Raw genomic sequence first — 23,465 nt, 5'->3', positions numbered from 1 at the left:
GATGGAGACGATGCGCAAACTGGCGATCCTGGCCGATGCCGCCAAGTACGACGCCTCCTGCGCCTCCAGCGGCGCGGGCAAGCGCAATTCCGCGGCGACCGGCGGCATCGGCAGCACCGAAGGCATGGGCATCTGCCACAGCTACACGCCGGACGGACGCTGCGTGTCGCTGCTGAAGGTGCTGCTGACCAACTTCTGCGTCTACGACTGCGCCTATTGCGTGAACCGCGTGTCCAGCAACGTGCCGCGCGCGCGCTTCGCGGTGGACGAGGTGGTGGCGCTGACCCTGGATTTCTACAAGCGCAACTACATCGAGGGCCTGTTCCTGTCCAGCGGCATCATCCGCGACAGCGACTACACGATGGAGCAACTGGTCGAGGTCGCGCGCACGCTGCGCGAGGACCATGCTTTCGCCGGCTACATCCACCTCAAGACCATCCCCGAGGCCTCGCCCGAGCTGCTGGCCGCCGCCGGGCGCCATGCCGACCGCCTGTCGATCAACGTCGAGCTGCCCACCGAAGCGGGGCTGGCGAAACTGGCGCCGGAAAAGAAGCTGCCCGGCATCCGCAGCGCGATGGGCGAGCTGCGCTGGCAGATCGAGGAAGGCAAGCAGAAGCCGGGCACCGCGATCCGCTCCACCTCGGCCAAGCCGCGCAAGCCGCCACGGTTCGCGCCCGCCGGGCAGAGCACGCAGATGATCGTCGGCGCCGACGGCGCGGACGACCGCGCCATCCTGGCCACCGCCGACAACCTCTACGGCAACTACAAGCTGCGCCGCGTCTACTATTCCGCCTTCAGCCCGATCCCCGACGCGTCCTCCTCGCTGCCGCTGCGCGCGCCGCCGCTGGCGCGGGAGCACCGCCTGTACCAGGCCGACTGGCTGCTGCGCTTCTACGGCTTCGAACTGGGCGAGATCACCGGCGACGCGCACGGCATGCTCGACCTGGACATCGACCCCAAGCTGGCCTGGGCCCTGCGCAACCCCGAGGTGTTCCCGGTCGACCTCAACCGCGCACCCAAGGAGCGTCTGCTGCGCGTGCCGGGGCTCGGCGTGCGCAACGTCAAGCGGGTGCTCGCCGCGCGCCGACATGCGCGCCTGCGCGTGGCCGACCTCGCGCGTTTGCGCGCGCCGCTGTCCCGCCTGCTGCCCTTCATCCAGTTGCTCGACCACCATCCGCGCAAGGCGCTGGACGATCCGCAGGCGCTGCGCGCGCGGCTGGCGCCGGCGCCGCGCCAGGCCGACCTGTTCGCCTGACATGGCGCGTTACGCGGCGACGGTCGACCCGCCCTGGGACGCGGGCGCCTGGCGCGCGGCGGCGCGCGCGGCCCTGCGCGCGCAGGTCCCGCCCGAGGACATCGACTGGCTCGAGGCTGGCGACGCCGGACTGCTTCCGGGCACGCCGATCGGGCAGGCGCCGGCCGTCGTCGACACGCCGCGCGTGCCGCGCAGCCTGGTCGCGCTCGCCGAGGCGGTCGCCTGCCACCGCGCGCCCGGCCGCTTCGCCCTGCTCTACCGCCTGCTGTGGCGGATCACCCACGGCGAACCGCAGCTGCTCGCGGTCCCCACCGACGCCGACGTGCACCAGGCCGCCGCCTTGTTGCAGGCGGTGCGGCGCGACACGCACAAGATGAAGGCCTTCGTGCGCTTCCGGGCCGTGGCCGGCGAGCAAGACGCCTTCATCGCCTGGTTCGAGCCCGACCACCGCATCGTCGACCGCGTGGCGCCGTTCTTCGCGCGCCGCTTCACCGGCATGCGCTGGGCGATCCTGACGCCGGATCGCAGCGCGCGCTGGGACGGCAGCACCCTGTCGTTCGGCACGGGCGCCCTGCGCAGCGACGCGCCGGCCGAGGATGCGCACGAGGACCTGTGGCGCACCTACTACGCGCACATCTTCAACCCGGCCCGCCTCAACCCGCGGATGATGCGGCAGGAGATGCCGACCCGGTACTGGAAGCACCTGCCGGAAGCCCAGCTGCTGCCCGAACTCACCCGCACCGCGGGCCAGCGCGTGCGCGAGATGGCCGAGCGCGAAGCCGTCGCGCCGAAGCGGCGGATCCCGAAGATCGCGCCGGTCGTCGCGCCGACGCCTGCGGCGGGCACGCTCGACGCGCTTCGCGCCGCCGCGCAAGCCTGCCGCGCCTGTCCGCTGTGGGAACCGGCCACGCAAACCGTGTTCGGCGAAGGCCCGCCGGATGCGCGCGTGCTCCTGGTCGGCGAACAACCCGGCGACGCCGAGGACCTCACCGGCCGCCCCTTCGTCGGTCCCTCCGGGCAGGTGCTGGACCGCGCGCTGGCCGAACTCGGCATCGCCCGCGACCGCCTCTACCTCACCAACGCGGTGAAGCACTTCCGCTTCGAGCGCCGCGGCAAGCAACGCCTGCACCGCAACCCGGAAGTCGCGCACGTCGATGCCTGCCGCGGCTGGCTCGCCGGCGAGATCGAACGCGTGCGCCCCGAGGCCGTCGCCTGCCTGGGCGCCACCGCTGCGCTGGCCGTGTTCGGCGCCGGGTTCCGGCTGATGGACCAGCGCGGCAGCTGGCACACCCTGCACGACGGCACCCGCGCCTTCGCCACCGTCCACCCGGCCTGGGTGCTGCGGCAGCGCGGCAAGGAACGCGACGCGGCGTATGCCACGTTCGTGGCGGACCTGGCGTTGCTGGGCGATGCCCTGGCGTGAGGTTCGACGTGACGCACCCGGTTTACAGTCCCCGCGCGCGCGCGACGCTGGACCGACATGGGCCGCGGCGCGTATCGGTGGTGAACCTGCGTTGGCCTCAGAAAGAATTCCACTGAACCGGTCGCCGCTATTCGCCGACGTGCGTTGGGCCGCGAGGCCCACCGCTGGCACGTAGGAGAAAAAGGGTCCGCGCCGCTTCGCCACACCCGGTACCGGAATGTCCAATCGCCTTGAGGCGCTGAAACGTTTACGCTAGCGACTGTTAGGAGGCGCAACAACGTTAGCCGCTTCCTATCCTGGAGATGTCCGCGTGATTGCCGGACACTCCCTCTATCACCAAGGGGAAATGATGAGCTCTCTCAATACCTTCCGCGCCAGCGCGGTTGCGATCCTTGCTGCTGCTTGTGCAGTGCCTGCACCCGCAAATGCCGACAACGTCGTGCTCGATGACCAGATCGTGGTGGGCAGCCAATGTGTTGGCCTCGACTGCGTTAACAATGAAGATTTCGGATTCGACACACTGCGCTTGAAGGAAAACAACCTGCGGATCGATTTCCGGGACACCAGCAATACGGCATCGTTTCCCAGCAATGACTGGGGGATCGTCATCAACGACTCCAGCAATGGTGGCGACAACTACTTCATGATCCAGGATCGCGGTGCCGACGGCAGTGCCACCGACAGCGTTTTCAGGATCGACGCCGGCGCAGGTGGCGCAGTCACCCTCGGATTCGGCTCGACAAGCTCCGGCACGATGACGGTCTCCGTTGGCGACGCGGGTGCGGAACGACGGATCACCAATGTCGCGGCAGGAACTTCCGGAACGGATGCCGTGAACCTTGACCAGATGACCCAGGCAATCGCCGCGTCGGGCGGTGGGGTCACCCAGGCTTACGTGGATAACGGGGACGCCACCACCCTCTCGGCTGCCAACGCACACGCCAACGCCGGTGACGCCGCCACCCTCACGGCTGCCAACGCACATGCCAATGCCGGTGACGCAGCAACCCTGTCGAGTGCCAAGGCGCACGCCGAGGCCGGCGACGCAGCGACCCTCTCGGCCGCCAACGCACACGCCAATGCCGGTGATGCCGCCACCCTGTCGACGGCCAAGTCTCACGCCGATGCCGGCGACGCCGCCACGCTCTCGACTGCCAAGGCACACGCCAATGCGGGTGATGCGGCGACCCTGACCGCTGCCAACTCCAACGCGGCGGCAGGCGACGTGGCGACATTGTCGAGTGCCCGCGTGTACACGGACAGCCGCGCGACCACCACGCTGTCGACCGCGAATGCATACACCGATCAGCAGGTCGCGACCATGCGGCTGGACTTCGACCAGTTCCAGGGGGACGTCTGGTCACGCCTCGAGAGGACGGAACACCATGTGGACCGCAGTGGCGCGATGTCGGTGGCGATGGCACAGATGACCGCCAATGCCATCGGCTCGCGCAGTGCGCGTGGACGCATCGCGGTGGGCGCCGGCTTCCAGAACGGACAGCAAGCGCTCTCCATCGGTTACGGGCGCGCCCTGGGAGATCGCGCGACGATGACGATCGGCGCGGCATTCAGTGGGTCGGATTCGTCCGCCGGTGTCGGCCTGGGCCTGGACCTCTAGCCCCACGCAAGCGGCAGTCCACGACGGCGGGCCACAGGCCCGCCGTTTTTGCTTACGGGGATCTCCAAACCGGCCCTGCGCAGATGGCCAGACCGCAGGGACCTGCTGGCCAGACCGACACCCACAGCAACGCCCACTGCCATTTCACCGGCCCGCAGCTGCTGACCGCGGTCCCCGCCGTCATTACCCGAGTCTCCACCGGCGCCGCCCCACCCCCGGCACATTGCCGGTGACGCTGGGCTTCTGCGCGCAACGTAGCTTCGCCGGCGACGTTGCAGCCGCAAACCCTTCGCCAAGTGGAATCAGCCGCCCCTGCCGGAAACCGCGGGGGCGATTTCTGCTTGCAGCAAGACAAATTAACCTGACCCTCTTTCTTCCTAAGCCGAGCGCGACACCATTGAGTTGGCCCTGGAACGCAGCTGCCGGGGTCTGACCGCCCATGTGGAAAGCCGACCCGACTGCTGTTCCCGACCTATGTCCCGGGGCGCCGTCGCTCGCCCACAACCAACCGTGGTCACGGCCCGGAAACGCGCGTCCGACTAGAGTCCCGCGAGACCCCCCGAAACAGGAACCTTCGACGATGGCCACGACCCCCAGCAAGCTCGCCGCCGGCGCGCCCTTCCCCGACATCCGCATCGCGCAGGTCGGCGGCGGCCAGCTCGATCCCGCGTCCGGCGAAGGCTGGCGCCTGCTGGTCGTGTATCGCGGCAAGCACTGCCCGCTGTGCGAGACATACCTCGATACCCTCAACGACCTGCGCGACGAGTTCGACGCGGCGGGTGTCAGCGTCATGGCCGCTTCCGCCGATCCGCTGGACAAGGCCCAGGCGCAAGTCTCTGCGCAAGACCTGGCTTATCCGGTGGGCTACGACCTGAGCGTGGCGCAGATGCACCAGCTCGGCCTGTACGTGTCCGAGCCGCGCTCGCCGAAGGAAACCGACCGTCCCTTCGCCGAGCCCGGCCTGTTCCTGCTCAAGCCCGACAGCAAACTGCAGATCATCGACGTCTCCAACGCACCTTTCGCGCGACCGGACCTGGCGTCGCTGCTCAAGGGCGTCAAGTACATCATCGAGAACGATTACCCGGTGCGCGGCACGTTGGACTGAGGGCGGCGCTCACTCGGGGCCGACACGCACCCCCCGGAAACGGGGGGCAAGTTGCGTTTGAACAGAAAAATGAACCTGACCCCTTTTTTTGGTCGCGCTGGAGTTCATGCCGGCGACGTTCGCGCCGCCGGCGATGTTGCAGCCGTAATTCAGGCGCCAGGTTTTACGCGCCGCCCCTGCCGGAAACGGTGGGGGCGGTTGCCATTGGGACTCAGAGTATTCAAGTGAACCTGACCCCATTCGCGTTTTCCCTGTGGGAAGCGCGGCAAGGCAGGGTCCGAGCCCCTTACGGCGACGTCGGCGGTACGGCCCGGGACCCGATCTGTCCGGCTAAATGGCCGCTATCCTGGGAAGAGACCAGGAGCCCCTCATGACCACATTTGGCGCGGCCTATTACGCCGCCGACATCGCCGAGTTCAACGCGGCAGACCCGGACGCCATCCTCGGCCGCCTCGCAATGGCCAGCGGGGACGATACCGTCGAACAGAAGCACGCCTGGCAAGCGGAGATTGCTCTGCTCAAGTCCGCGCTGCATCAACGCACCGGACACGTGTTCTTCGAATTCACCGTCCCGCGTCTCGGCGACCGCATCGATGCGGTGGTTCTATCAGGCGGCGTAATCGTCCCCATCGAATTCAAAGTCGGCGCGTCCCGATTCACCACAGCAGACATTAACCAGGCCTGGGACTACGCCCTCGACCTCAAGAACTTTCACCTCGGAAGTCACAACGCAGAAATCGTTCCGATCCTCGTTGCCACCGCTGCTGAGTCCCGCAGCCATCGCGTCTCAGAGCCCTACGCCGATCTCGTTTACTCCCCTTTGCTCACGAACGCCGAGGACCTCCAGGCCACGCTGGATAGGGCGCTTGCGCGCGGAACAGCGTCAAAAATCGACCCGCGAGCATGGATTGCATCGCCATACGCGCCGACGCCAACCATCATCGAAGCGGCCCGGGTTCTTTACTCTAGCCACTCAGTCGACGCGCTCGCTTGCAACGAAGCCGGGGAGAACCTTGCTCTTACTGCGAGCGCTGTCGACGCGCTAGTCGACGCGGCGGAGCGGGACCGACGAAAAAAGGTAATCTTCGTGACCGGCGTGCCCGGCGCCGGAAAAACGCTGGTTGGGCTGAACACAGCAACACGACGCCATGATGAGTCCAGCGAAACGCATGCCGTGTTTCTGTCCGGCAATGCCCCGCTCGTCGCTGTTCTCACTGAGGCGCTCGCTCGTGACGAGGTGACGCGGCGGCGGGCCTTGGGCGTCGCCGCCAAGAAGGGCGAGGTACGCCAGAGCATCAAAGCCTTTATTCACTTGATCCATCACTTCCGGGATGCTGGGATCACCGCAACGGTGCCCCCTAGCGAGCACGTGGTGATCTTTGACGAGGCGCAGCGTGCATGGGATCGAGCCATGACAGCGGACTTTATGCGCCGAAAGAAGCGCTTACCGGGGTTTGACGAGTCTGAGCCGGAACTGCTGCTTTCCTATATGGATCGTCACCCTGAATGGGCCGTGGTCATATGCCTCGTCGGCGGTGGCCAAGAGATCAACCGCGGCGAGGCTGGCATAAGCGGGTGGCTTGACGCGGTGCGAACGAGGTTCCTCCACTGGGATGTGCACATCTCCCCGGAGCTTCGTGACTCCGAATACGCCGCGGGCCTCGCACTGCAGCGCCTAGGAACAGATGCGAACGTCGTTGCTGATCGGCGGCTGCATCTCTCGGTGTCCATGCGGTCGTTCCGTGCTGAACATGTTTCTGGCTTTGTGAAAGCGATGCTCGACGGCGAGCAAGACCGCGCGTCCGAAGCGCTTCGCAGCTTAATTAGTAGATACCCGATTGCTCTGACCCGTGACCTCGATACGGCCCGGGCCTGGCTGCGCGCTCATACGAGAGGGAGCGAGCGCGCTGGGCTGGTCGCGACCTCCGGCGCCATGCGGCTCAAGCCTCACGCCATCGACGTGCGGGCGCCTATCAATCCGGTGCATTGGTTCCTTAGCTCACCGGACGACATCCGCTCAAGCAACTTCTTGGAAGACGCCGCCACAGAATTCCAGGTGCAAGGGCTGGAAGTCGACTGGAGTTGCGTGACTTGGGACGCCGATCTGCGTAGGACTGGGGTGGGCTGGACGCAGCACATGTTCGCGGGCGCGAAGTGGAAGGTGCTTAAGAACGAGGCACGCGTCCGCTATCTGATCAATGCGTACCGAGTCCTACTGACTCGCGCGCGGCAAGGGATGGTGATTTTCGTGCCGCCTGGAAACCCTTGCGACGGCACGCGCCTTCCAGAATTCTATACACCGACTTACGAATACCTCAGTGCACTCGGGATCCCGCCTCTTTAGCGCTTCGGCCAGATGCGCGGTCGAAGTAACGCCACTCTGCGCCTTGCTGCGCCCGGGTTGAATCGATGAATGCGTGGCAGGTGCTGCGAATGTCAGCCCCGGGGTCCCTCGCCATCTCCAACCTTAATGTTCAAGGGCGCCATGCTTTGCAAGCGTGCAAAATGGGTGCTCGCCTTCACTCTGGAGCCGGGTCTACGCCAACGCCGGATCCACCTTCTCCACATCGATCTTGTAAACCTTGATCGCCCGCGCCACATCCTTCGCCGTCATCTTGCCGTCCTTCGCCAGCGCGGCGATGGCGGCGTGGGCGATGTGGTAGCGGCTGACTTCGAAGTGGCGGCGGAGGTTGGCGCGGGTGTCGGAGCGGCCGAAGCCGTCGGTGCCCAGGACGGTGTAGGTGGCGGGGACGTATTCGCGGATCTGGTCGGCGTAGGCGCGGACGTAGTCCGTGGCGGCGATGGCGGGGCCTTGCTGCTTCTCCAGTAGCTCGGTCACGTAGGGCTTGCGCGGGGTCTTGGCCTCGGGGTGGAGGCGGTTGTGGCGTTCGGCGGCCATGCCGTCGCGGCGCAGCTCGGTGAAGCTGGGGCAGGACCAGATGTCGGCGGTGACGCCGAAGTCCTTGTCGAGCAGCTCGGCGGCGGCGATGGCCTCGCGCAGGATCGTGCCGCTGCCGAGCAGCTGCACGCGCAGCTCGCCCTTCTTCGGCTTGCCGGCGTCGGTGAGTAGGTACATGCCGCGGATCACGCCCTCGGCCGCGCCCTCGGGCAGCTCGGGGTGGGCGTAGTTCTCGTTCATCAGGGTGATGTACCAGTACTCGTCCACCTGCTCGTCGAGCATGCGGGTCATGCCGTGCTGCAGGATGACGGCGACCTCGCCGGCGAAGGTGGGGTCGTAGGCGCGGCAGTTGGGGATGGCGCCGGCCAGCAGGTGGCTGTGGCCGTCCTCGTGCTGCAGGCCCTCGCCGTTGAGCGTGGTGCGGCCGGCGGTGGCGCCGAGCAGGAAGCCGCGTGAGCGCATGTCCGCCGCCTGCCAGGCGCTGTCGCCGATGCGCTGGAAGCCGAACATCGAATAGAAGATGTAGAACGGTAGCATCGGCAGGTCGTTGGTGCTGTAGCTGGTGGCCGCGGCCATCCACGACGAGAACGCGCCGGCCTCGGTGATGCCCTCCTCCAGCACCTGGCCCGCCGCGTCCTCGCGGTAGTACATCAGCTGGTCGCGGTCGACCGGCTTGTACTTCTGGCCCTGCGGCGCGTAGATGCCGAGCTGGCGGAACATGCCTTCCATGCCGAAGGTGCGCGCCTCGTCGGCGACGATCGGCACGCAGCGCGGGCCGACCTGCTTGTCGCGCAGGATGATCGACAGCGCCTGCACGAAGGCCATGGTGGTGCTGATCTCGCGCTCGCCGCTGGATTTGAGCAAACGTTCGAACACTTCGAGCTTCGGCGCCTTGAGGGTCTCGGTGCTCTTGGTGCGGCGCTGCGGCAGGTAGCCGCCGAGCTTCTCGCGGCGGGCGCGCATGTACTGCACCTCGTCCGATTCCGGGCCCGGGTGGTAGAACGGCACGTTGCCGTCCTTGAACTGGTCGTCGTCGATGTCGATCTTGAAGCGGTCGCGGAAGGCGCGCACGGCCTCGTCGTCGAGCTTCTTGGTCTGGTGGGTGGGGTTGAGCGCCTCGCCGGCGCTGCCCATGCCGTAGCCCTTGACCGTCTTGGCCAGGATCACCGTCGGCTGGCCCTTGGTGTCCACGGCGTTCTGGTAGGCGGCGAAGACCTTGTGCGGATCGTGGCCGCCGCGGTTGAGGCGCCAGATGTCGTCGTCGCTCATGTTGGCGACCATCGCCGCGGTCTCCGGGTACTTGCCGAAGAAATGCTGGCGGGTGTACGCGCCGCCGAAGGCCTTGCAGTTCTGGTACTCGCCGTCGACGGTTTCCATCATCAGCTTGCGCAGGATGCCCTGGGTGTCCTTGGCCAGCAGCGGGTCCCAGTAGCTGCCCCAGATGGTCTTGACCACGTTCCAGCCGGCGCCGCGGAAGCTGCCTTCGAGCTCCTGGATGATCTTGCCGTTGCCGCGCACCGGGCCGTCGAGGCGCTGCAGGTTGCAGTTGATGACGAAGACCAGGTTGTCGAGGCCTTCGCGGCCGGCGACCGAGATCGCGCCGAGGGACTCGGGCTCGTCGGTCTCGCCGTCGCCGAGGAAGCACCAGACCTTGCGGTCGGTCTTGGGCATCAGGCCGCGCGCCTCGAGGTACTTCCAGTTGCGCGCCTGGTAGATGGCGGCGATTGGGCCCAGGCCCATGCTGACGGTGGGCGTCTGCCAGTAGTCGGGCATCAGCCAGGGATGCGGGTAGGAGCTCAGGCCGCGACCGTCGACCTCCATGCGGAAGTGGTCGAGCTGGGACTCGGTGATGCGGCCCTCGAGGTAGGAGCGCGCGTAGATGCCGGGCGAGCTGTGGCCCTGGATGTAGAGCAGGTCGCCGGGGTGCTCGTCGTGCGGCGCGCGCCAGAAGTGGTTGAAGCCGACGTCGTACAGCGTGGCCGAGCTGGCGAAGCTGGCGATGTGGCCGCCCAGGTCGCCGGGCTTGCGGTTGGCGCGCACCACCATCGCCATCGCGTTCCAGCGGATCATCGAGCGGATGCGCCACTCCATGTGGGCGTCGCCCTCGAGCTTGGGCTCCAGGTGCGCGGGGATGGTGTTGACGTATTCGGTGGTCGGCGCGAACGGCAGGTGGGCGCCGGCGCGGCGGGTGAGCTCGACCATGTTCTCGAGCAGCTGGTGCGCGCGCTGCGGGCCGTCGGCGTCGATGACGGCCTTGATCGATTCGATCCACTCGCGGGACTCGGCGGGATCGGGGTCGTTGTGCAGCGCTTCGTCGAGCCAGTTCATCGGGGAATGCTCCGCCACGGCCCGCTGGCCGTGCTTGGGGTCTGGGGATTGGGGATCGATTCTAGCAAGCGTCCCCGGGCCGCCCGGCGCGCGCGCCGGCACGGGGCGGGCGCCGCCGGGGCGCGACGGCCCTGGCTAGACCCGCCGGAGCAGGCTGCCGATGGTGGCCAGCAACTCCTGCGCCTCGAAGGGCTTGGCGACATGCGCCTGGTAGCCCGCCATCAGCGCCCGGGTGCGGTCCTGCGAACTGGCGAACGCAGTCAGCGCCACCGCCGGCGCCCGGCCGCCCTGCTCCACCGGCAGCTTGCGCACCTGGCGCATGAAGGCGAAGCCGTCCATGCCGGGCATGCCGACGTCGCTGACGATCGCGTCGGGTCGCAGCGAGGCCAGGGCCTCCAAGGCCTCGCGCGCACTGGCGGCGCGCTCGACGCGGGCGCCGTGCCGCTCGAGCAGCTGGCCGAGGATGGTGCGGGTGTCGGGATCGTCGTCCACCACCAGCAGGGTCGCCGCCTGCAGGTCGATCCATTCGTTGTCGCGCAAGCCGCCGGCTGCCTCCAGGTCGCCATCCTCGGCCTCCCCGGACTCGTCGCCGACGTACGCCCGGCGCGCGGCGACCGGCAGGCGCACGACGAAGGTGCTGCCATGGCCCGTGCCTTCGCTCTCCGCCGACACGCTGCCGCCATGCAGCTCGACCAGCTGGCGGACGATGGCCAGGCCCAGGCCCAGGCCGCCATGCGCGCGCGACAACGACGCGTCGGCCTGGCGGAAGCGGTCGAAGACGTGCGGCAGGAAGGCGGGGTCGATGCCGATCCCGCTGTCGCTCACGCGCAGCTCGACCTGGGAGTCCACGCGCGACAGCGCGACGTCGACGCTGCCGCCCTTGGGCGTGAACTTGATCGCGTTCGACAGCAGGTTCCAGATCACCTGCTGCAGGCGCGCCGGGTCGCCCATCACGGTCCCCGCCTTGGGGTCGATGACCTGGCGCAGGCGGATCTGCTTGGCATCCGCGGACGGCCGGGTGGCGTCGACGCTGGCGGCCACGATCGCCTCCAGGTCGGTGGGCTGCACGTCCAGGCGCACCTTGCCCGACACGATCCGGCTCATGTCCAGCAGGTCGTCGATCAGCTTGGCCTGCGCGCGCGCGCTGTTGGCGATGGTCTTCAGGCCCGCGTCGGTGTCCTCGGGCGTGCAGCCGCCGGCCTGCAGCAGGTGCGTCCAGCCCAGGATGGCGCTGAGCGGCGTGCGCAGTTCGTGCGACAGGGTGGACAGGAACTCGTCCTTCATCATGCTCGCCTGCTCGGCGTCCAGCCGGGCCGCGTGCTCGGCGGCGAGCAGGCGTTCGCGTTCCTGGGCGCCGCGCTTGACGTCCTCGTACAGGCGCGCGTTGTCGATCGCCACCGCGGCCTGCGCGGTGATGCCGCCGATCAGGCGTTCGGTGCGTTCGGTGAACACGCCCGGATCGGGATGGCCGAAGAACAGGCCGCCGATGACCTCTCCGGAACGCGAGATCACGGGCACGGCCAGGTAGCTGCGCACCGGCAGGTGGCCGGGCGGCATGCCGTGGTGCGGCCCCATCGATCCGTAGCGCGGGTCGGTGGTGACATCGTCGATGCGGATGGTGGGATCGCCGCGGAAGGTCGGCCCGAACAGCGCGGTCGCGCGCGGGTGGCCGAACTTCTCGAAGGCTTCGCGCGGGGCGCCGCTGAGCGTGTACAGCAGGTAGCGATCGCCCTGCTCGTCGGTGTTGTTGTAGAAGAAGGCGCCGAAACGGGCACCGCTGAGCTCGGTCGCCGCGTCGGTGACCTTCTGCAGCACGTCCTGCAGGTCCAGCTCGGACACCAGAGCCTGGCCGGTGCGGTTGATCAGGTCGAGCACGCGGGATTCGTCGGCCAGCGCACGGCGGGCCTGGTCCACGGCCTCCATGTCGGTGTTGGTGCCGAACCAGCGCACGATCTTGCCGCTGGCGTCTCGCACCGGGAGCGCGCGCGTCAGGAACAGGCGGTAGTTGCCCTGCGCGTCGCGCAGCGGGAACTCCATCTCGAAGACCTCGCCCGTGGCCAGCGACTGCTTCCAGCGCTCCACCACCTTCGGCAGGATCTCGGGGTCGTGCATCGGGTGCCAGCCGTCGGCACGCATCATGTCCGACTCGGTGGCCCCGGTGTATTCGTACCAGCGGCGGTTGTACCAGAAGATGTCGCCTTCGCCGTCGGCCATCCACACCAGGTGAGGCATGGTGTCGGCCAGCACGCGCAGGCTCGCCTCGCGGGCCTCGAGCGCCGCGGCCGCCTGCTTGCGCAGCGAGATGTCCTCGGCCGCGGCGATGAACTGGCGGGGCTCGCCGCCCGCGTCGCGCAGCACGGTCACCGTGGTCTGGCTCCAGACAGGGGAGCCATCCTTCCGGATATAGCGTTTCTCCAGCACGCAGGATTCGATTTCGCCGGACAGCAGGCGCCCGGTCATCGTCCGCGTGTCGCCCAGGTCGTCGGGATGGGTGATGTCGGCGAATCCCCGGGCCTGCAGTTCGTCGAGCGTGTAGCCGGTCAGCTCCACGAACTTGGAGTTCGCTTCCACGAACCTGCCATCGAGGTCGCACACCGCGATGCCGATGGCGGCCTGGCTGAAGGTCGCGCGCAGGCGCTCCGCCGCGGCCTGCAACGCGGCGCCCGTCTGCCGGCTCTCGATCGCGATGGCGGCGATGTCCGCCGCGAAGGCCACCAGGCCTTCGTCGTTGGCGCTGGGCCGCTGCGGCTGGCGGTAGTACATCGCGATGGTGCCCAGGGTGTTGCCGCGGAACGAGCGGATCGGTCGCGAACAGCAGGCGCGCAGGCCTTCTGCGCGGGCCAGCGGGACGTAGGGCGCCCACTTCGGGTCGGTCTCGATGTCCTCGGCCAGTTCCATTTGCCCGGTGTAGGCCGCCGTGCCGCAGGACCCGACGGCGGGCCCGATCTCGATGCCGTCGATGGCGGCAAGGTACCCGGCCGACAGGCTCGGTCCGGCGGCGGACCGCAGGTGGCGCTCGTCCGGCTCCAGCAGCATGACCGAGCACAACATGCCGTCGTCGGACTGCGCTTCGACCTGGCGGCACAGCGCGTCGAGGACTTGGTCCAACGACTCGCCGGTCGCCACGCGCGCCATGAGGTTTTTCTCCGACTCCAGGCGCAGTTCGGCGCGGCGGCGGGCGCTGATGTCCAGGAAGTAGATCGAGATCCCGCCGCCGGCATTGGGATAGGCGCGGATCTCGAACCACGTGGCGAGCGGCGGGTAGTACAGCTCCAGCATCCCGGCGACGCGGTCGGCGGCCACCCGCCGATACAGGCGCTCGAGCTCGGTCCCCACCAGGTCGGGGAACAGTTCCCAGTGGTCGCGTCCCAGGAAGTCCTGCTGGTCCGGGTACAGCGGCGCGAGCAGCCGGACCCCGGCGGCATTGAGGTACGCGACGCGCCAGTGGGCGTCCAGCACGGCGAAGCCGTCCGAGGCATGGTCCAGGGCCGATTGCAGCGAAACGCCGGCGATCTCGCCGGGCGCGACGAGGGCTTCCACCTGCGATTGCCGATCATCCCGCATCGCCAACACCCCGCGCTGTCCCGCGACAATCGGCGGATGTTACCGGCGGCCCGCCGCCGGAAACTCGACGCGGCCTTCACGGCGCCGCCCGGCGCGTGTTCAGGCGGGACGCCTCCCCAGCGGGCCGGCGCGGCCCACGGCCCGGATCTGGGCATCGACGGCGGCGATGGCGGTCATGTTCACCACGCGGCGGGGCGTGGAGTCCGGGGTGAGGATGTGCGCCGGCTGGTCCAGGCCCATCAGGATCGGGCCCAGCGCGACGCCGTCGGTCATCACCCGGGTCATGTTGTAGGTGATGTTGGCCGCGTCCAGGTTGGGCATCACGAACAGGTTGGCGCGGCCGTGCAGGGTGGCGTTGGGGAACACCCGCTTGCGCAGGGTCTCGTTCCAGGCCACGTCGGCCATCATCTCGCCGTCGACCTCGAGCCGCGGCATGCGCTGCTTGATGATCTCCACCGCCTTGCGCATCTTGGCCGCCGAGGGGTTGTCGTGGCTGCCGTAGCTGGAGTGCGAGAGCAGCGCCACCTTGGGCTCGATGCCGAACAGCTTGAGCCGGTAGCTGGCCTGCAGCGTCGCCTCGGCGATCTGCTCGGCGGTGGGATCCGGCTGGACGTGCGTGTCGAGGAAGAACCACGCACCCTGGTCGTTGATCACGCCGGTCATCGCCGCGGTGCCGGTGACGCCCGGGTCGAAGTCGAAGATGCTGCGCAGGTAGCCGAGCTTCTTGTGGAAGCGGCCGATCACGCCGCAGAGCATGGCGTCGGCCTCCCCGCGCTCGACCATCAGCGCCGCGATCAGCGTCGGCCGGGAGCGGATCAGGTTCTTGGCGGCATCCGGGGTCACGCCGCGGCGCTGGGTCAGGGCGTGGTACTGCTGCCAGTAGTCGTCGAAGCGCGGGTCGGAGTTGATGTTGGTCAGCTCGAAGTCCACGCCCTCGCGCATGCGCAGGCCGAGCTTCTCGATGCGCGACTGGATCACCTTGGGGCGGCCCACCAGGATCGGATGGGCGAGGCCCTCGTCGATCACGGTCTGCACCGCGCGCAACACGGTGAACTCCTCGCCCTCGGCGTAGACCACGCGCTTGCGGTCGCTGCGGGCACGGTCGTACACCGGCTTCATCAGCAGGCCGGTGCGGAAGATGAACTGCGCCAGCTGCTCCTGGTAGGCCTCCATGTCGGTGATCGGGCGCAGCGCGATGCCCGATTCCATCGCCGCCTTCGCCACCGCCGGCGCCAGCTCGGTGAGCAGGCGCGGATCGAACGGGCGCGGGATGATGTAGTCGGCGCCGAAGCTGGTCACGTCGCCGCCGTAGGCGCCGCCCAGGTCGGTGGATTCGGCCTTGGCCAGCGCGGCGATGGCGCGCACGCAGGCCAGCTTCATCGACTCGTCGATCTCCTGCGCGCCCACGTCCAGCGCGCCGCGGAAGATGTACGGGAAGCACAGCGCGTTGTTGACCTGGTTGGGGTAGTCCGAGCGCCCGGTGGCGATGACGCAATCCGGGCGCACCGCCTTCGCGTCCTCGGGCAGGATCTCCGGGTAGGGGTTGGCCAGCGCCAGGATCACCGGGCGCTCGGCCATGGTGGCGACCATCTCCGGCTTGAGCACGCCGCCGGCGGACAGGCCAAGGAAGACGTCCGCGCCGTCGACGATGTCGGCCAGCGTGCGCTTGGCCGTGTCGCGCGCGTAACGCTGCTTGTCCGGGTCCATGTTGTGGCGGCCGGTGTAGAGCACGCCGTCGCGGTCGACCGCCAGGATGTTCTGCGGCTTCATGCCCAGCGCCACCAGCATGTCCAGGCAGGCGATGCCTGCGGCGCCGGCGCCGGCCGTCGCCAGCGTCACGTCCTCGATCTTCTTGCCGACCACTTCCAGCGCGTTGACCACCGCGGCGCCGACGATGATGGCGGTGCCGTGCTGGTCGTCGTGGAACACCGGGATGTTGAGCCGCTCGCGCAGCTTGCGCTCGACGATGAAGCACTCGGGGGCCTTGATGTCCTCGAGGTTGATGCCGCCGAAGGTCGGCTCGAGGCTGGCGATGATGTCGACCAGCTTGTCCGGGTCGCGCTCGTCGATCTCGATGTCGAACACGTCGATGCCGGCGAACTTCTGGAACAGCACGCCCTTGCCTTCCATGACGGGCTTGCCGGCGAGCGGGCCGATGTCGCCCAGGCCGAGGACCGCGGTGCCGTTGCTGATCACCGCCACCAGGTTGCCGCGCGCGGTCAGCGTGCTCGCGGCATTGGGGTCGGCGACGATGGCCTCGCAGGCGTAGGCCACGCCCGGCGAGTAGGCCAGCGCGAGGTCGCGCTGGGTGACCATCGGCTTGGTCGGCGAGACCTTGATCTTCCCGTAGGGCGGCAGGCGGTGGTAATCCAGCGCGGCCTGCTTGAAGTCGTCGCCCTTCTGGATAGCATCGGGATCGGGGTTGTCGCGCGTCTGGTCGGGCATGGCGCTCGGCACGGCGGTCGGGCCGGTCATTCTAGCCGCAGGTGCCGTAGGCAGGCGTTGGCCGCGCTGGCCGGCGGTTCGCTCAATGCCTGCCGTACTTGTCGTCCAGCCGCTTGTTCAAGGCCTTGCCCTGCACGCGCTCGTCGGCCTTCTGGGCCTGGCGGGTGGCCAGCTGGTCCGCGGCGCCGGCCAGCTCGTCGCGCAACTTGAGGTAGTTGGCGAAGCGTTGCGCGTCGAGCGCACCGGCATCGATGGCTGCGCGCACGGCGCAGCCGGGTTCGCGATCGTGGCGGCAGTCGCGGAAGCGGCAGTCGCCGGCCAGCGCCTCGATGTCCTCGAACCCGCCATCGGCCAGGCGCTCCTCGCCGGTGGGCTTGAGCTCGCGCATGCCCGGGGTGTCGATCAGGCAGGCACCGCTCGGCAGCGGGATCAGCGCGCGATGGGTGGTGGTGTGGCGGCCGCGGGCGTCCGACTCGCGCACCGCGCCGGTCTTCATCTTCTCGATGCCGAGCAGGGTGTTGGTCAGCGTCGACTTGCCAGCGCCGGAACTGCCGACCAGCACCGCGGTACTCCCCGGCGGGAGCCATTGCTCCAGCGCGGCGACGCTGCCGCGATCCTTGGCATTGACCGCAACCACCGGCACGCCCGCGCCGATGGCGTCGGTCAGTTCGGCGCGGGCCGCGGTGTCGTCGACACCGTCGCGATCGGCCTTGGTCAGCACCACGACCGGCCGCGCGCCGCCGCTTTGCACCAGCAGCAGGTAGCGCTCGATGCGGCGCGGGTTGAAGTCGCCGTCCAGGCCGGTGACCACGAACACGATGTCGATGTTGGCGGCGATGACCTGTTGCCCGTAGTGCTCGCCGGCGGCCCCGCGCTTGATCGCGGTGCGCCGCGGCAGCAGCGCGGCGGCACGCGCGTCGCCGGCCGCATCCCCCTCGACCAGCAGCCAGTCGCCGACTGCGGGACGCTCGCCGGGGGGGAGGCGTGGGCGTTGCCAATCGGGCAGGGACTCCACCGCGAAACCGCCCGCGAGGCCTTCGGCGACGATGTAGCCGGAACGATGCTGCTCGATGACGCGGGCCGGTCGCGCACCCGGGTGCGCCTGCATCGCGTCCTGCCATGGCCCCGGCGGCGGCATGCCCTCGAACGGCCAGCCGATCGCCCGCAGGGCGTCGAAGCGGGGGCTCAAGCGGGGCGGCGGGCGGGGTGCATGCAGGGATTGTAGGGCCGCGCCCGGGCCGGCGCGCTCGCGGCCTCGCCGGACCCCTCCATCCTGCCCTTGTCGTGCTCGCCGGCGTTCGGCGACGCGGCGGCTTTTCCGCTAGGCTTGCGGCCAATTCCGCGCCGCCCGCTTCCCATGCCGCACGACCCGCTCGCCACCCGCGCCCGCCTGTCCGAAGTCCGGTACGAAATCCGGGGAGAACTGGCGCGCCGGGCACGGGAGCTGGAAGCGCAGGGCCGCGAACTCGTCAAGCTCAACATCGGCAACCCGGGCGCCTTCGGCTTCCGCGCGCCGGACCACCTGCAACGCGCGATCGCCGACCGCATCCACGACACCGATCCCTACACGCACCAGCAGGGCCTGCCCGCGGCGCGCGAGGCCATCGCCGCCTTCCACCGCGCCCGCGGCGCGATCGACGCGGACGCCGAACGCGTGTTCGTCGGCAACGGCGTCAGCGAACTGATCGACATCTCCCTGCGCGCCCTGCTCAATCCCGGCGACGAGGTCCTGCTGCCCTCGCCCGACTACCCGCTGTGGTCGGCCGCCACCATCCTCAACGACGGCCGCCCGGTGTACTACCGCTGCAAGGTCGCCAACGACTTCCTGCCGGACCCCGACGAGATCGAGGCGCTGGTGTCGTCGCGCACCCGCGCCATCGTGCTGATCAACCCCAACAACCCGACCGGCGCCACCTACCCGCGCGCCCTGCTCGAGCGCATCGTCCGCATCGCCGAGAAGCACGGCCTGCTGCTGATGGCCGACGAGATCTACGACGGCGTGCTCTACGAGGACGCGCGCTTCCAGCCGCTGGCGCCGCTGGCCGGCGACGTGCCGTGCCTGTCGCTGGGCGGATTGTCGAAGGTGCATCGCGCCTGCGGCTGGCGCGTGGGCTGGGGGGTGCTGTCGGGCGATGCGCGGCGCTGCGCGGGTTTCCAGCATGCGATGGACCTGCTCGGCGCGCTCCGGCTGTGCGCCAACGTGCCCGGGCAGTTCGCGATCGAGGCGGCGCTGCAGGGCGCGGACACCATCGCGCCGTTGTGCGCGCCCGGTGGCCGGCTGCACGAGGCGCGGCGGGCGGTGCTCGACAGCTGCGCGGCGAGCGAGCACCTCCAGCTGGTCGCGCCGTCCGGTGCGCTCTATGCGTTCCCCGGCGTGGTGGGCGATGCCGCGTCGGGTTTCGAGGACCATGCCTTCGCCCTCGAGCTGCTGGAGACCGAGGGCGTGCTGGTGGTGCCGGGCTCCAGCTTCAACGTGCCCTACCGCAACCACTTCCGGGTGACCCTGCTGCCCGAACCCGACGTGCTGCGGGACGTCTTCGCCCGCATCGACCGGGTGCTGCAACGTCGCGCCACGGCGCGCCGCGCGGCCCCGGTCGACCTCGCGACGCGACGTGCGGCCTCGGGTTGACGCCCTCCTCGCCCTCGCGGCTGCCGGCATGATGGCGGTCGCCGCCGGCTGCACCACGTCCCCGGCCTCCTCCGGCATGCCGCCCGCAGGCGCGGCCCCGCGGTCGCTGTCGTTCCTGGCGCTCGGCGACAGCTACACCATCGGCGAAGGCGTCGACGCCGACGGGCGCTGGCCCGTGCAACTGGCGGCGCGCCTGCGCGCGGACGGCATCGCGCTGGCCGATCCCCGCATCATCGCCACCACCGGCTGGACCACGGACGAGCTGTCCGCGGCGATGGACCAGGCAGGGCCGCTGGGGCGCTTCGATTTCGTCAGCCTGCTGATCGGCGTGAACAACCAGTACCGCGGGCGCAGTGCCGGCGAGTACCGCGACGAGTTCACGGCGCTGCTGGCGCGCGCGATCGAACTGGCCGGCGGCCGCAACGACCGGGTGCTCGTCCTTGGCATCCCGGACTGGGGCGCGACGCGCTTCGGCGCCGCCTCAGGGCGCGACCTGGCACAGGTGAGCCGCGAGCTGGACGACTACAACGCCGTTGCACGCGAGCTTTGCGAGGCGCGCGACGTCGCCTTCGTCGATGTCTCCCGGCCCAGCCGCGCGCGGGGCGACGAGGACGCGATGCTGGTCGACGACGGCCTGCATCCGTCGGCGGCGATGTACCGGCTGTGGGTCGAGCTGGCGCTGCCGGTGGCCCGGCGACTGCTCGGCGACGGCCGGTGAATGCCGCGACGCGGCCGTTCGGCCGCGGCGACGCGCAACGCATCGCCGACGCGTTCCGCCCGGCGATGCCGCTGGGCAATCGCTTCGACTACTACTACAGCCTCGGCAAGCTGCGCAGCGATCCGCTGTATCCCGGCGTGCTCGCCGCGCTGCGGGGCTGCGATGCGCCGCTGCTCGACCTGGGTTGCGGCTTGGGACTGCTGGCGCATGCCTTGCGGCTGGACGGGCAGCGGGTCGCGTACGCGGGCGTCGACGTGGACGCCGGCAAGATCGCGCGCGCCGCCAGGGCCGCGGCGCGCGCCGGGCTGGACGCGGTGCGCTTCGACGTGGTCGACGTCGAACAGGGCCTGCCGGCGCATGCCGGCAGCGTCGCCCTGCTGGACGTGCTGCAGTACCTGACCCGCGAGCAGCGCCGCCAACTGCTGGCGGACGCCATCGACCGGCTGGCGCCCGGCGCGCGGCTGGTGATCCGCACCGGACTGGACGACGACAGCGGTCGCGGCCGCGCCACCCGCCTGGCCGATCGCGTCGCGCACTGGCTCGGATGGATGGTGTCGACGCCGAAGTCCTATCCGACCCGCGCCGGCCTCGAGGCCCGCTTTCGGCTTGCGGGACTGACGGCGCACTTCACGCCCCTGCATGGCGACACGCCGTTCAACAACTGGCTGGTGGTGGCGACGCGCTGATGCACGTGCGGGCGTTGGACTTGGCCAGTGGACACGCTAGCGAACCAGCTGGATTTCAGGGTGCGTGGGCGCCGGCGGCCACGGGTCGCGCCCGGGATCGTGGGTCGCCTTCCAGGGCCTCAGGCAACAGCGTGCCGTAGCCCAGTGCATCGAATCGCCGCAGCAGCAGCGCCATCGCGTCGACACTGCGGCCATGGCCCGCGCCCTCGTGCATCAGCACGATCGCGCCGGGCGCCAGCGTGCGCTCGATCCGCGACACCACCGTGGCCGGATCCGGCGCGACCGCATCGAAGCCGCGTGCGCTCCAGGCCACGCGCGACAGGCCGTGCTCGCGCAGCGGCGCCACGGTGAACGGGTTGGCCATGCCCACCACCGCGCGGAACCAGCGCGGGGGCTGCCCGGTGATCCCGCGCAGGATCGCCTGCCCGCCCGCGATCTCCTCGCGCATGCGTCGTGGCCCCAGTGCCCAGAACCAGCGCGAGGGATGGGCCTGGCTGTGGTTGCCGATGCCGTGGCCGCGCGCGGCGATGGCACGGACCAGGTCGGGCCGCGCCGCGGCGCGCTCGCCGACGAGGAAGAAGGTGGCCTTGGCGCCGTGTGCATCGAGCAGGTCGAGGATCGCGGCGGTATCACCGGACGGGCCGTCGTCGATGGTCAGCCAGACGCGCTTGTCCGCCACGGGCAGCCTCGACAGCGCCGGACCGTAGAGGCGCGACTGCGGCCACAGCGCGCCCCAGAAGAGCGACAGGTGCGACAGCACCATCGCGGGCAGGCCCGCGCGCCAGCCCAGCCACCACCACAGCGCGGCCACGATCATTTGCGACAGCACGAAGCCGATCCAGATCCTGCGCGGATGCGGCGGGACGCGGTGCAGCGGCGTGGCAGGCGACGACATGGCCGGATCATGCCACGCGCGCCTACACTGGCCCGATGTCCGATCCGGTTCAAACCTTGAGTGCAGGGGAAGCCCTAGACCGCGTCCGCGCCGGCACGCTGGTCCTCGTCGACGTGCGTCCGCCGGGCGAGCGCGCCCTCGCCGCCGTGCCGGTGCCTTACGAAAGCCTCGAGTCGGGCGGCCTGGAGCGGTTGATGGCCCGGCCCCGCGACCAGGCCCTCGCCTTCCTCTGCCACCACGGCGTGCGCAGTGAACAGGCGGCGCGGTATTTCCTCGCCCAGGGATTTCGCGAGGTGCACAACGTCGTCGGCGGGATCGAGGCCTGGGCGTGCGAGGTCGACCCGACGATTCCGCGCTACTGACCGCGAGCCGTCGAAGGCCGCACCGCATCGAGGCTTGCGATGCTGGCAACGCTTCGCCCGGCCAGGGTGCACGCCATCGACCCATTGGTTCAGAAGCCGCCGCCAGCCTCCAGCCAGGCCTGTTCTTCCGGCGTGCTGGTCCGGCCCAGCGCATGGTTGCGATGGGGGAAGCGGCCGAAGCGCTCGATGATCCGCTGGTGCTCGAGCGCGTAGTCCAGGTAGCCCACGTTGCCCAGCGCGCGGAACAGCTCGACCGACCGCGCCTGGTCCTGCACGTCCTCGGCATGCTCGTAGGGCAGGTAGAAGAAGGCCCGCAGCTGCGGATCGAAGGCGGCGTCGTGGCCACGGACGATCGCGCGGCCCGCCACATGCCGCGCCAGCGGATCGGCGGCCCAGGCATGGGCGCTGCCACGGAACAGGTTGCGCGGAAACTGGTCGAGCAGGAGCAGCAAGGCCAGCGCACCCTCCGCGTCATCGAGCCAGTCGTCGAGTTCGCGGCGCGCCGCGGCGAAGTGGAGGGCCTCGAACTGCTGCCGGATGGCGGCGTCAAAGGCATCGTCCTTCGCGAACCACTTGCCCGGCCCGGCCTGGCGCCAGAACGCCACGATGTCCCTCGCCTGCTGTAATGCTGCCTGCTGCACCGCTGCCTCCGCGCGCGCCGGCTACTCGTCGAACCGCAGGTGCCGCACGGACTTGCCATGCCGACGGATCAGCCGCAGCGCCTCGATGCCGACCTGGATGTGGCTTTCGACGTACTCGGCGCTCACCTTGGCGTCGGACACTTCGGTCTTGACGCCCTCGGGCACCATGGGCTGGTCGGAGACCAGCAACAGCGCGCCGCAGGGAATCCGGTTGGCGAAGCCCGCGGCGAAGATGGTCGCGGTCTCCATGTCGATCGCCATGCAGCGCATCTGCCGCAGCCGTTCCTTGAACGCGTCGTCGTGCTCCCAGACGCGGCGGTTGGTCGTGTAGACGGTGCCGGTCCAGTAGTCCAGCCCGTGGTCGCGGATCATGGTGGACACCGCGCGTTGCAGGGCGAAGGCCGGCAGCGCCGGCACCTCGGGGAGCAGGTAGTCGTCGCTGGTGCCTTCGCCGCGGATCGCCGCGATCGGCAACACCAGGTCGCCGAGCTGGTTCTTGCGCTTGAGCCCGCCGCACTTGCCCAGGAACAGCACCGACTGCGGCATCACCGCCGACAGCAGGTCCATCATGGTCGCGGCGTTGGGGCTGCCCATGCCGAAATTGATCATGGTGATGCCGTCGGCGGTGGCGCTGGGCATGGGCCGGTCCAAGCCCACGACCTCGGCACCGGTGAGCCGGCTGAAGTGGCCGAGGTAGCCGCCGAAATTGGTCAGCAGGACGTGGTCGCCGAAGCCGTCCAGCGGCACGCCGGTGTAGCGCGGCAGCCAGTTGCCGACGATCTGTTCCTTCTCGCGCATCGCGTGTCCTCCCGTCGTCGGCATTCTGTCACGGGTGCACGGCCATGACCGCCTGCACTTGGCAGCGCTGGCGGCCGCGGCTACGGTGCACGCTGTCCC

At 69.4% G+C, this 23,465-nt stretch carries 16 protein-coding genes; 9 read left to right on the top strand and 7 right to left on the bottom strand.

Translation table 11 applies throughout. The features are described from left to right. Position 1: 1 nt before the first annotated feature. From ABD970_RS03995 to ABD970_RS03975, 5 genes are all read left to right on the top strand, one after another. Entirely contained in the window at positions 2-1,255 is a 1,254-nt protein-coding gene (locus ABD970_RS03995) for a putative DNA modification/repair radical SAM protein (RefSeq protein ID WP_345294195.1), read from the top strand. Position 1,256: 1 nt separating this feature from the next. Next, complete coding sequence (locus ABD970_RS03990) at positions 1,257-2,678, top strand: UdgX family uracil-DNA binding protein (protein WP_345294194.1); 1,422 nt, start codon at positions 1,257-1,259, stop codon at positions 2,676-2,678. A gap of 349 nt (positions 2,679-3,027) precedes the next feature. After that, entirely contained in the window at positions 3,028-4,296 is a 1,269-nt protein-coding gene (locus tag ABD970_RS03985; protein ID WP_345294193.1) for a YadA-like family protein, read from the top strand. 580 nt (positions 4,297-4,876) lie between these two features. Then, complete coding sequence (locus ABD970_RS03980; RefSeq protein WP_345294192.1) at positions 4,877-5,401, top strand: redoxin domain-containing protein; 525 nt, start codon at positions 4,877-4,879, stop codon at positions 5,399-5,401. Between the two features lie 370 nt (positions 5,402-5,771). Further along, positions 5,772-7,745 carry a DNA/RNA helicase domain-containing protein gene (locus ABD970_RS03975; RefSeq protein ID WP_345294191.1) on the top strand — a complete coding sequence of 658 codons (1,974 nt, stop codon included), beginning with the start codon at positions 5,772-5,774 and terminating at the stop codon, positions 7,743-7,745. Between the two features lie 192 nt (positions 7,746-7,937). Here the strand turns inward: ABD970_RS03975 and aceE are convergent, their stop codons facing one another. From aceE to rsgA, 4 genes are all read right to left on the bottom strand, one after another. Then, positions 7,938-10,628, bottom strand: a complete 2,691-nt coding sequence (aceE, locus tag ABD970_RS03970; RefSeq protein WP_345294190.1) for a pyruvate dehydrogenase (acetyl-transferring), homodimeric type — start codon at positions 10,626-10,628, stop codon at positions 7,938-7,940. A 135-nt stretch (positions 10,629-10,763) separates the two neighbouring features. Further along, a complete protein-coding gene (locus tag ABD970_RS03965) occupies positions 10,764-14,192 on the bottom strand; it encodes a GAF domain-containing protein (RefSeq protein ID WP_345294189.1) in 3,429 nt (1,142 codons plus the stop codon). Between the two features lie 99 nt (positions 14,193-14,291). Continuing rightward, entirely contained in the window at positions 14,292-16,637 is a 2,346-nt protein-coding gene (locus ABD970_RS03960; RefSeq protein WP_345294558.1) for an NADP-dependent malic enzyme, read from the bottom strand. 82 nt (positions 16,638-16,719) lie between these two features. Beyond that, positions 16,720-17,775 carry a ribosome small subunit-dependent GTPase A gene (rsgA, locus tag ABD970_RS03955; RefSeq protein ID WP_345294557.1) on the bottom strand — a complete coding sequence of 352 codons (1,056 nt, stop codon included), beginning with the start codon at positions 17,773-17,775 and terminating at the stop codon, positions 16,720-16,722. 219 nt (positions 17,776-17,994) lie between these two features. Between rsgA and ABD970_RS03950 the strand changes: the two genes are divergently transcribed. The 3 genes from ABD970_RS03950 (at position 17,995) to ABD970_RS03940 (ending at position 20,670) form a co-directional block, all read left to right on the top strand. Continuing rightward, positions 17,995-19,266: an aminotransferase class I/II-fold pyridoxal phosphate-dependent enzyme gene (locus ABD970_RS03950; RefSeq protein WP_345294188.1), complete on the top strand. Its 1,272-nt coding sequence runs from the start codon at positions 17,995-17,997 to the stop codon at positions 19,264-19,266. 76 nt (positions 19,267-19,342) lie between these two features. Then, positions 19,343-19,984 carry an SGNH/GDSL hydrolase family protein gene (locus ABD970_RS03945; protein WP_345294556.1) on the top strand — a complete coding sequence of 214 codons (642 nt, stop codon included), beginning with the start codon at positions 19,343-19,345 and terminating at the stop codon, positions 19,982-19,984. A gap of 65 nt (positions 19,985-20,049) precedes the next feature. Next, the gene (locus ABD970_RS03940) at positions 20,050-20,670 is read left to right on the top strand and encodes a methyltransferase domain-containing protein (protein WP_345294555.1); all 621 of its coding nucleotides are present in this window, start codon (positions 20,050-20,052) and stop codon (positions 20,668-20,670) included. Between the two features lie 55 nt (positions 20,671-20,725). Here ABD970_RS03940 and ABD970_RS03935 read toward each other — a convergent pair whose 3' ends face one another. Beyond that, on the bottom strand, positions 20,726-21,565 hold the full coding sequence (locus tag ABD970_RS03935) for a polysaccharide deacetylase family protein (protein ID WP_345294187.1): 840 nt from the start codon (positions 21,563-21,565) through the stop codon (positions 20,726-20,728). Between the two features lie 35 nt (positions 21,566-21,600). Here ABD970_RS03935 and ABD970_RS03930 point away from each other — a divergent pair, with 35 nt between their 5' ends. Continuing rightward, positions 21,601-21,927: a rhodanese-like domain-containing protein gene (locus tag ABD970_RS03930; protein ID WP_345294186.1), complete on the top strand. Its 327-nt coding sequence runs from the start codon at positions 21,601-21,603 to the stop codon at positions 21,925-21,927. Positions 21,928-22,016: 89 nt separating this feature from the next. Here the strand turns inward: ABD970_RS03930 and ABD970_RS03925 are convergent, their stop codons facing one another. Then, positions 22,017-22,568, bottom strand: a complete 552-nt coding sequence (locus tag ABD970_RS03925; protein WP_345294185.1) for a DUF924 family protein — start codon at positions 22,566-22,568, stop codon at positions 22,017-22,019. 21 nt (positions 22,569-22,589) lie between these two features. Beyond that, positions 22,590-23,366, bottom strand: coding sequence for an AMP nucleosidase (locus tag ABD970_RS03920; RefSeq protein WP_345294184.1), 777 nt, complete (start codon positions 23,364-23,366; stop codon positions 22,590-22,592). Positions 23,367-23,465: the final 99 nt, after the last annotated feature.

This window comes from Luteimonas vadosa (assembly GCF_039543545.1).
GTDB classification, from domain to species: domain Bacteria; phylum Pseudomonadota; class Gammaproteobacteria; order Xanthomonadales; family Xanthomonadaceae; genus Luteimonas; species Luteimonas vadosa.
This window is presented reverse-complemented; position numbering and strand designations above follow the sequence as displayed.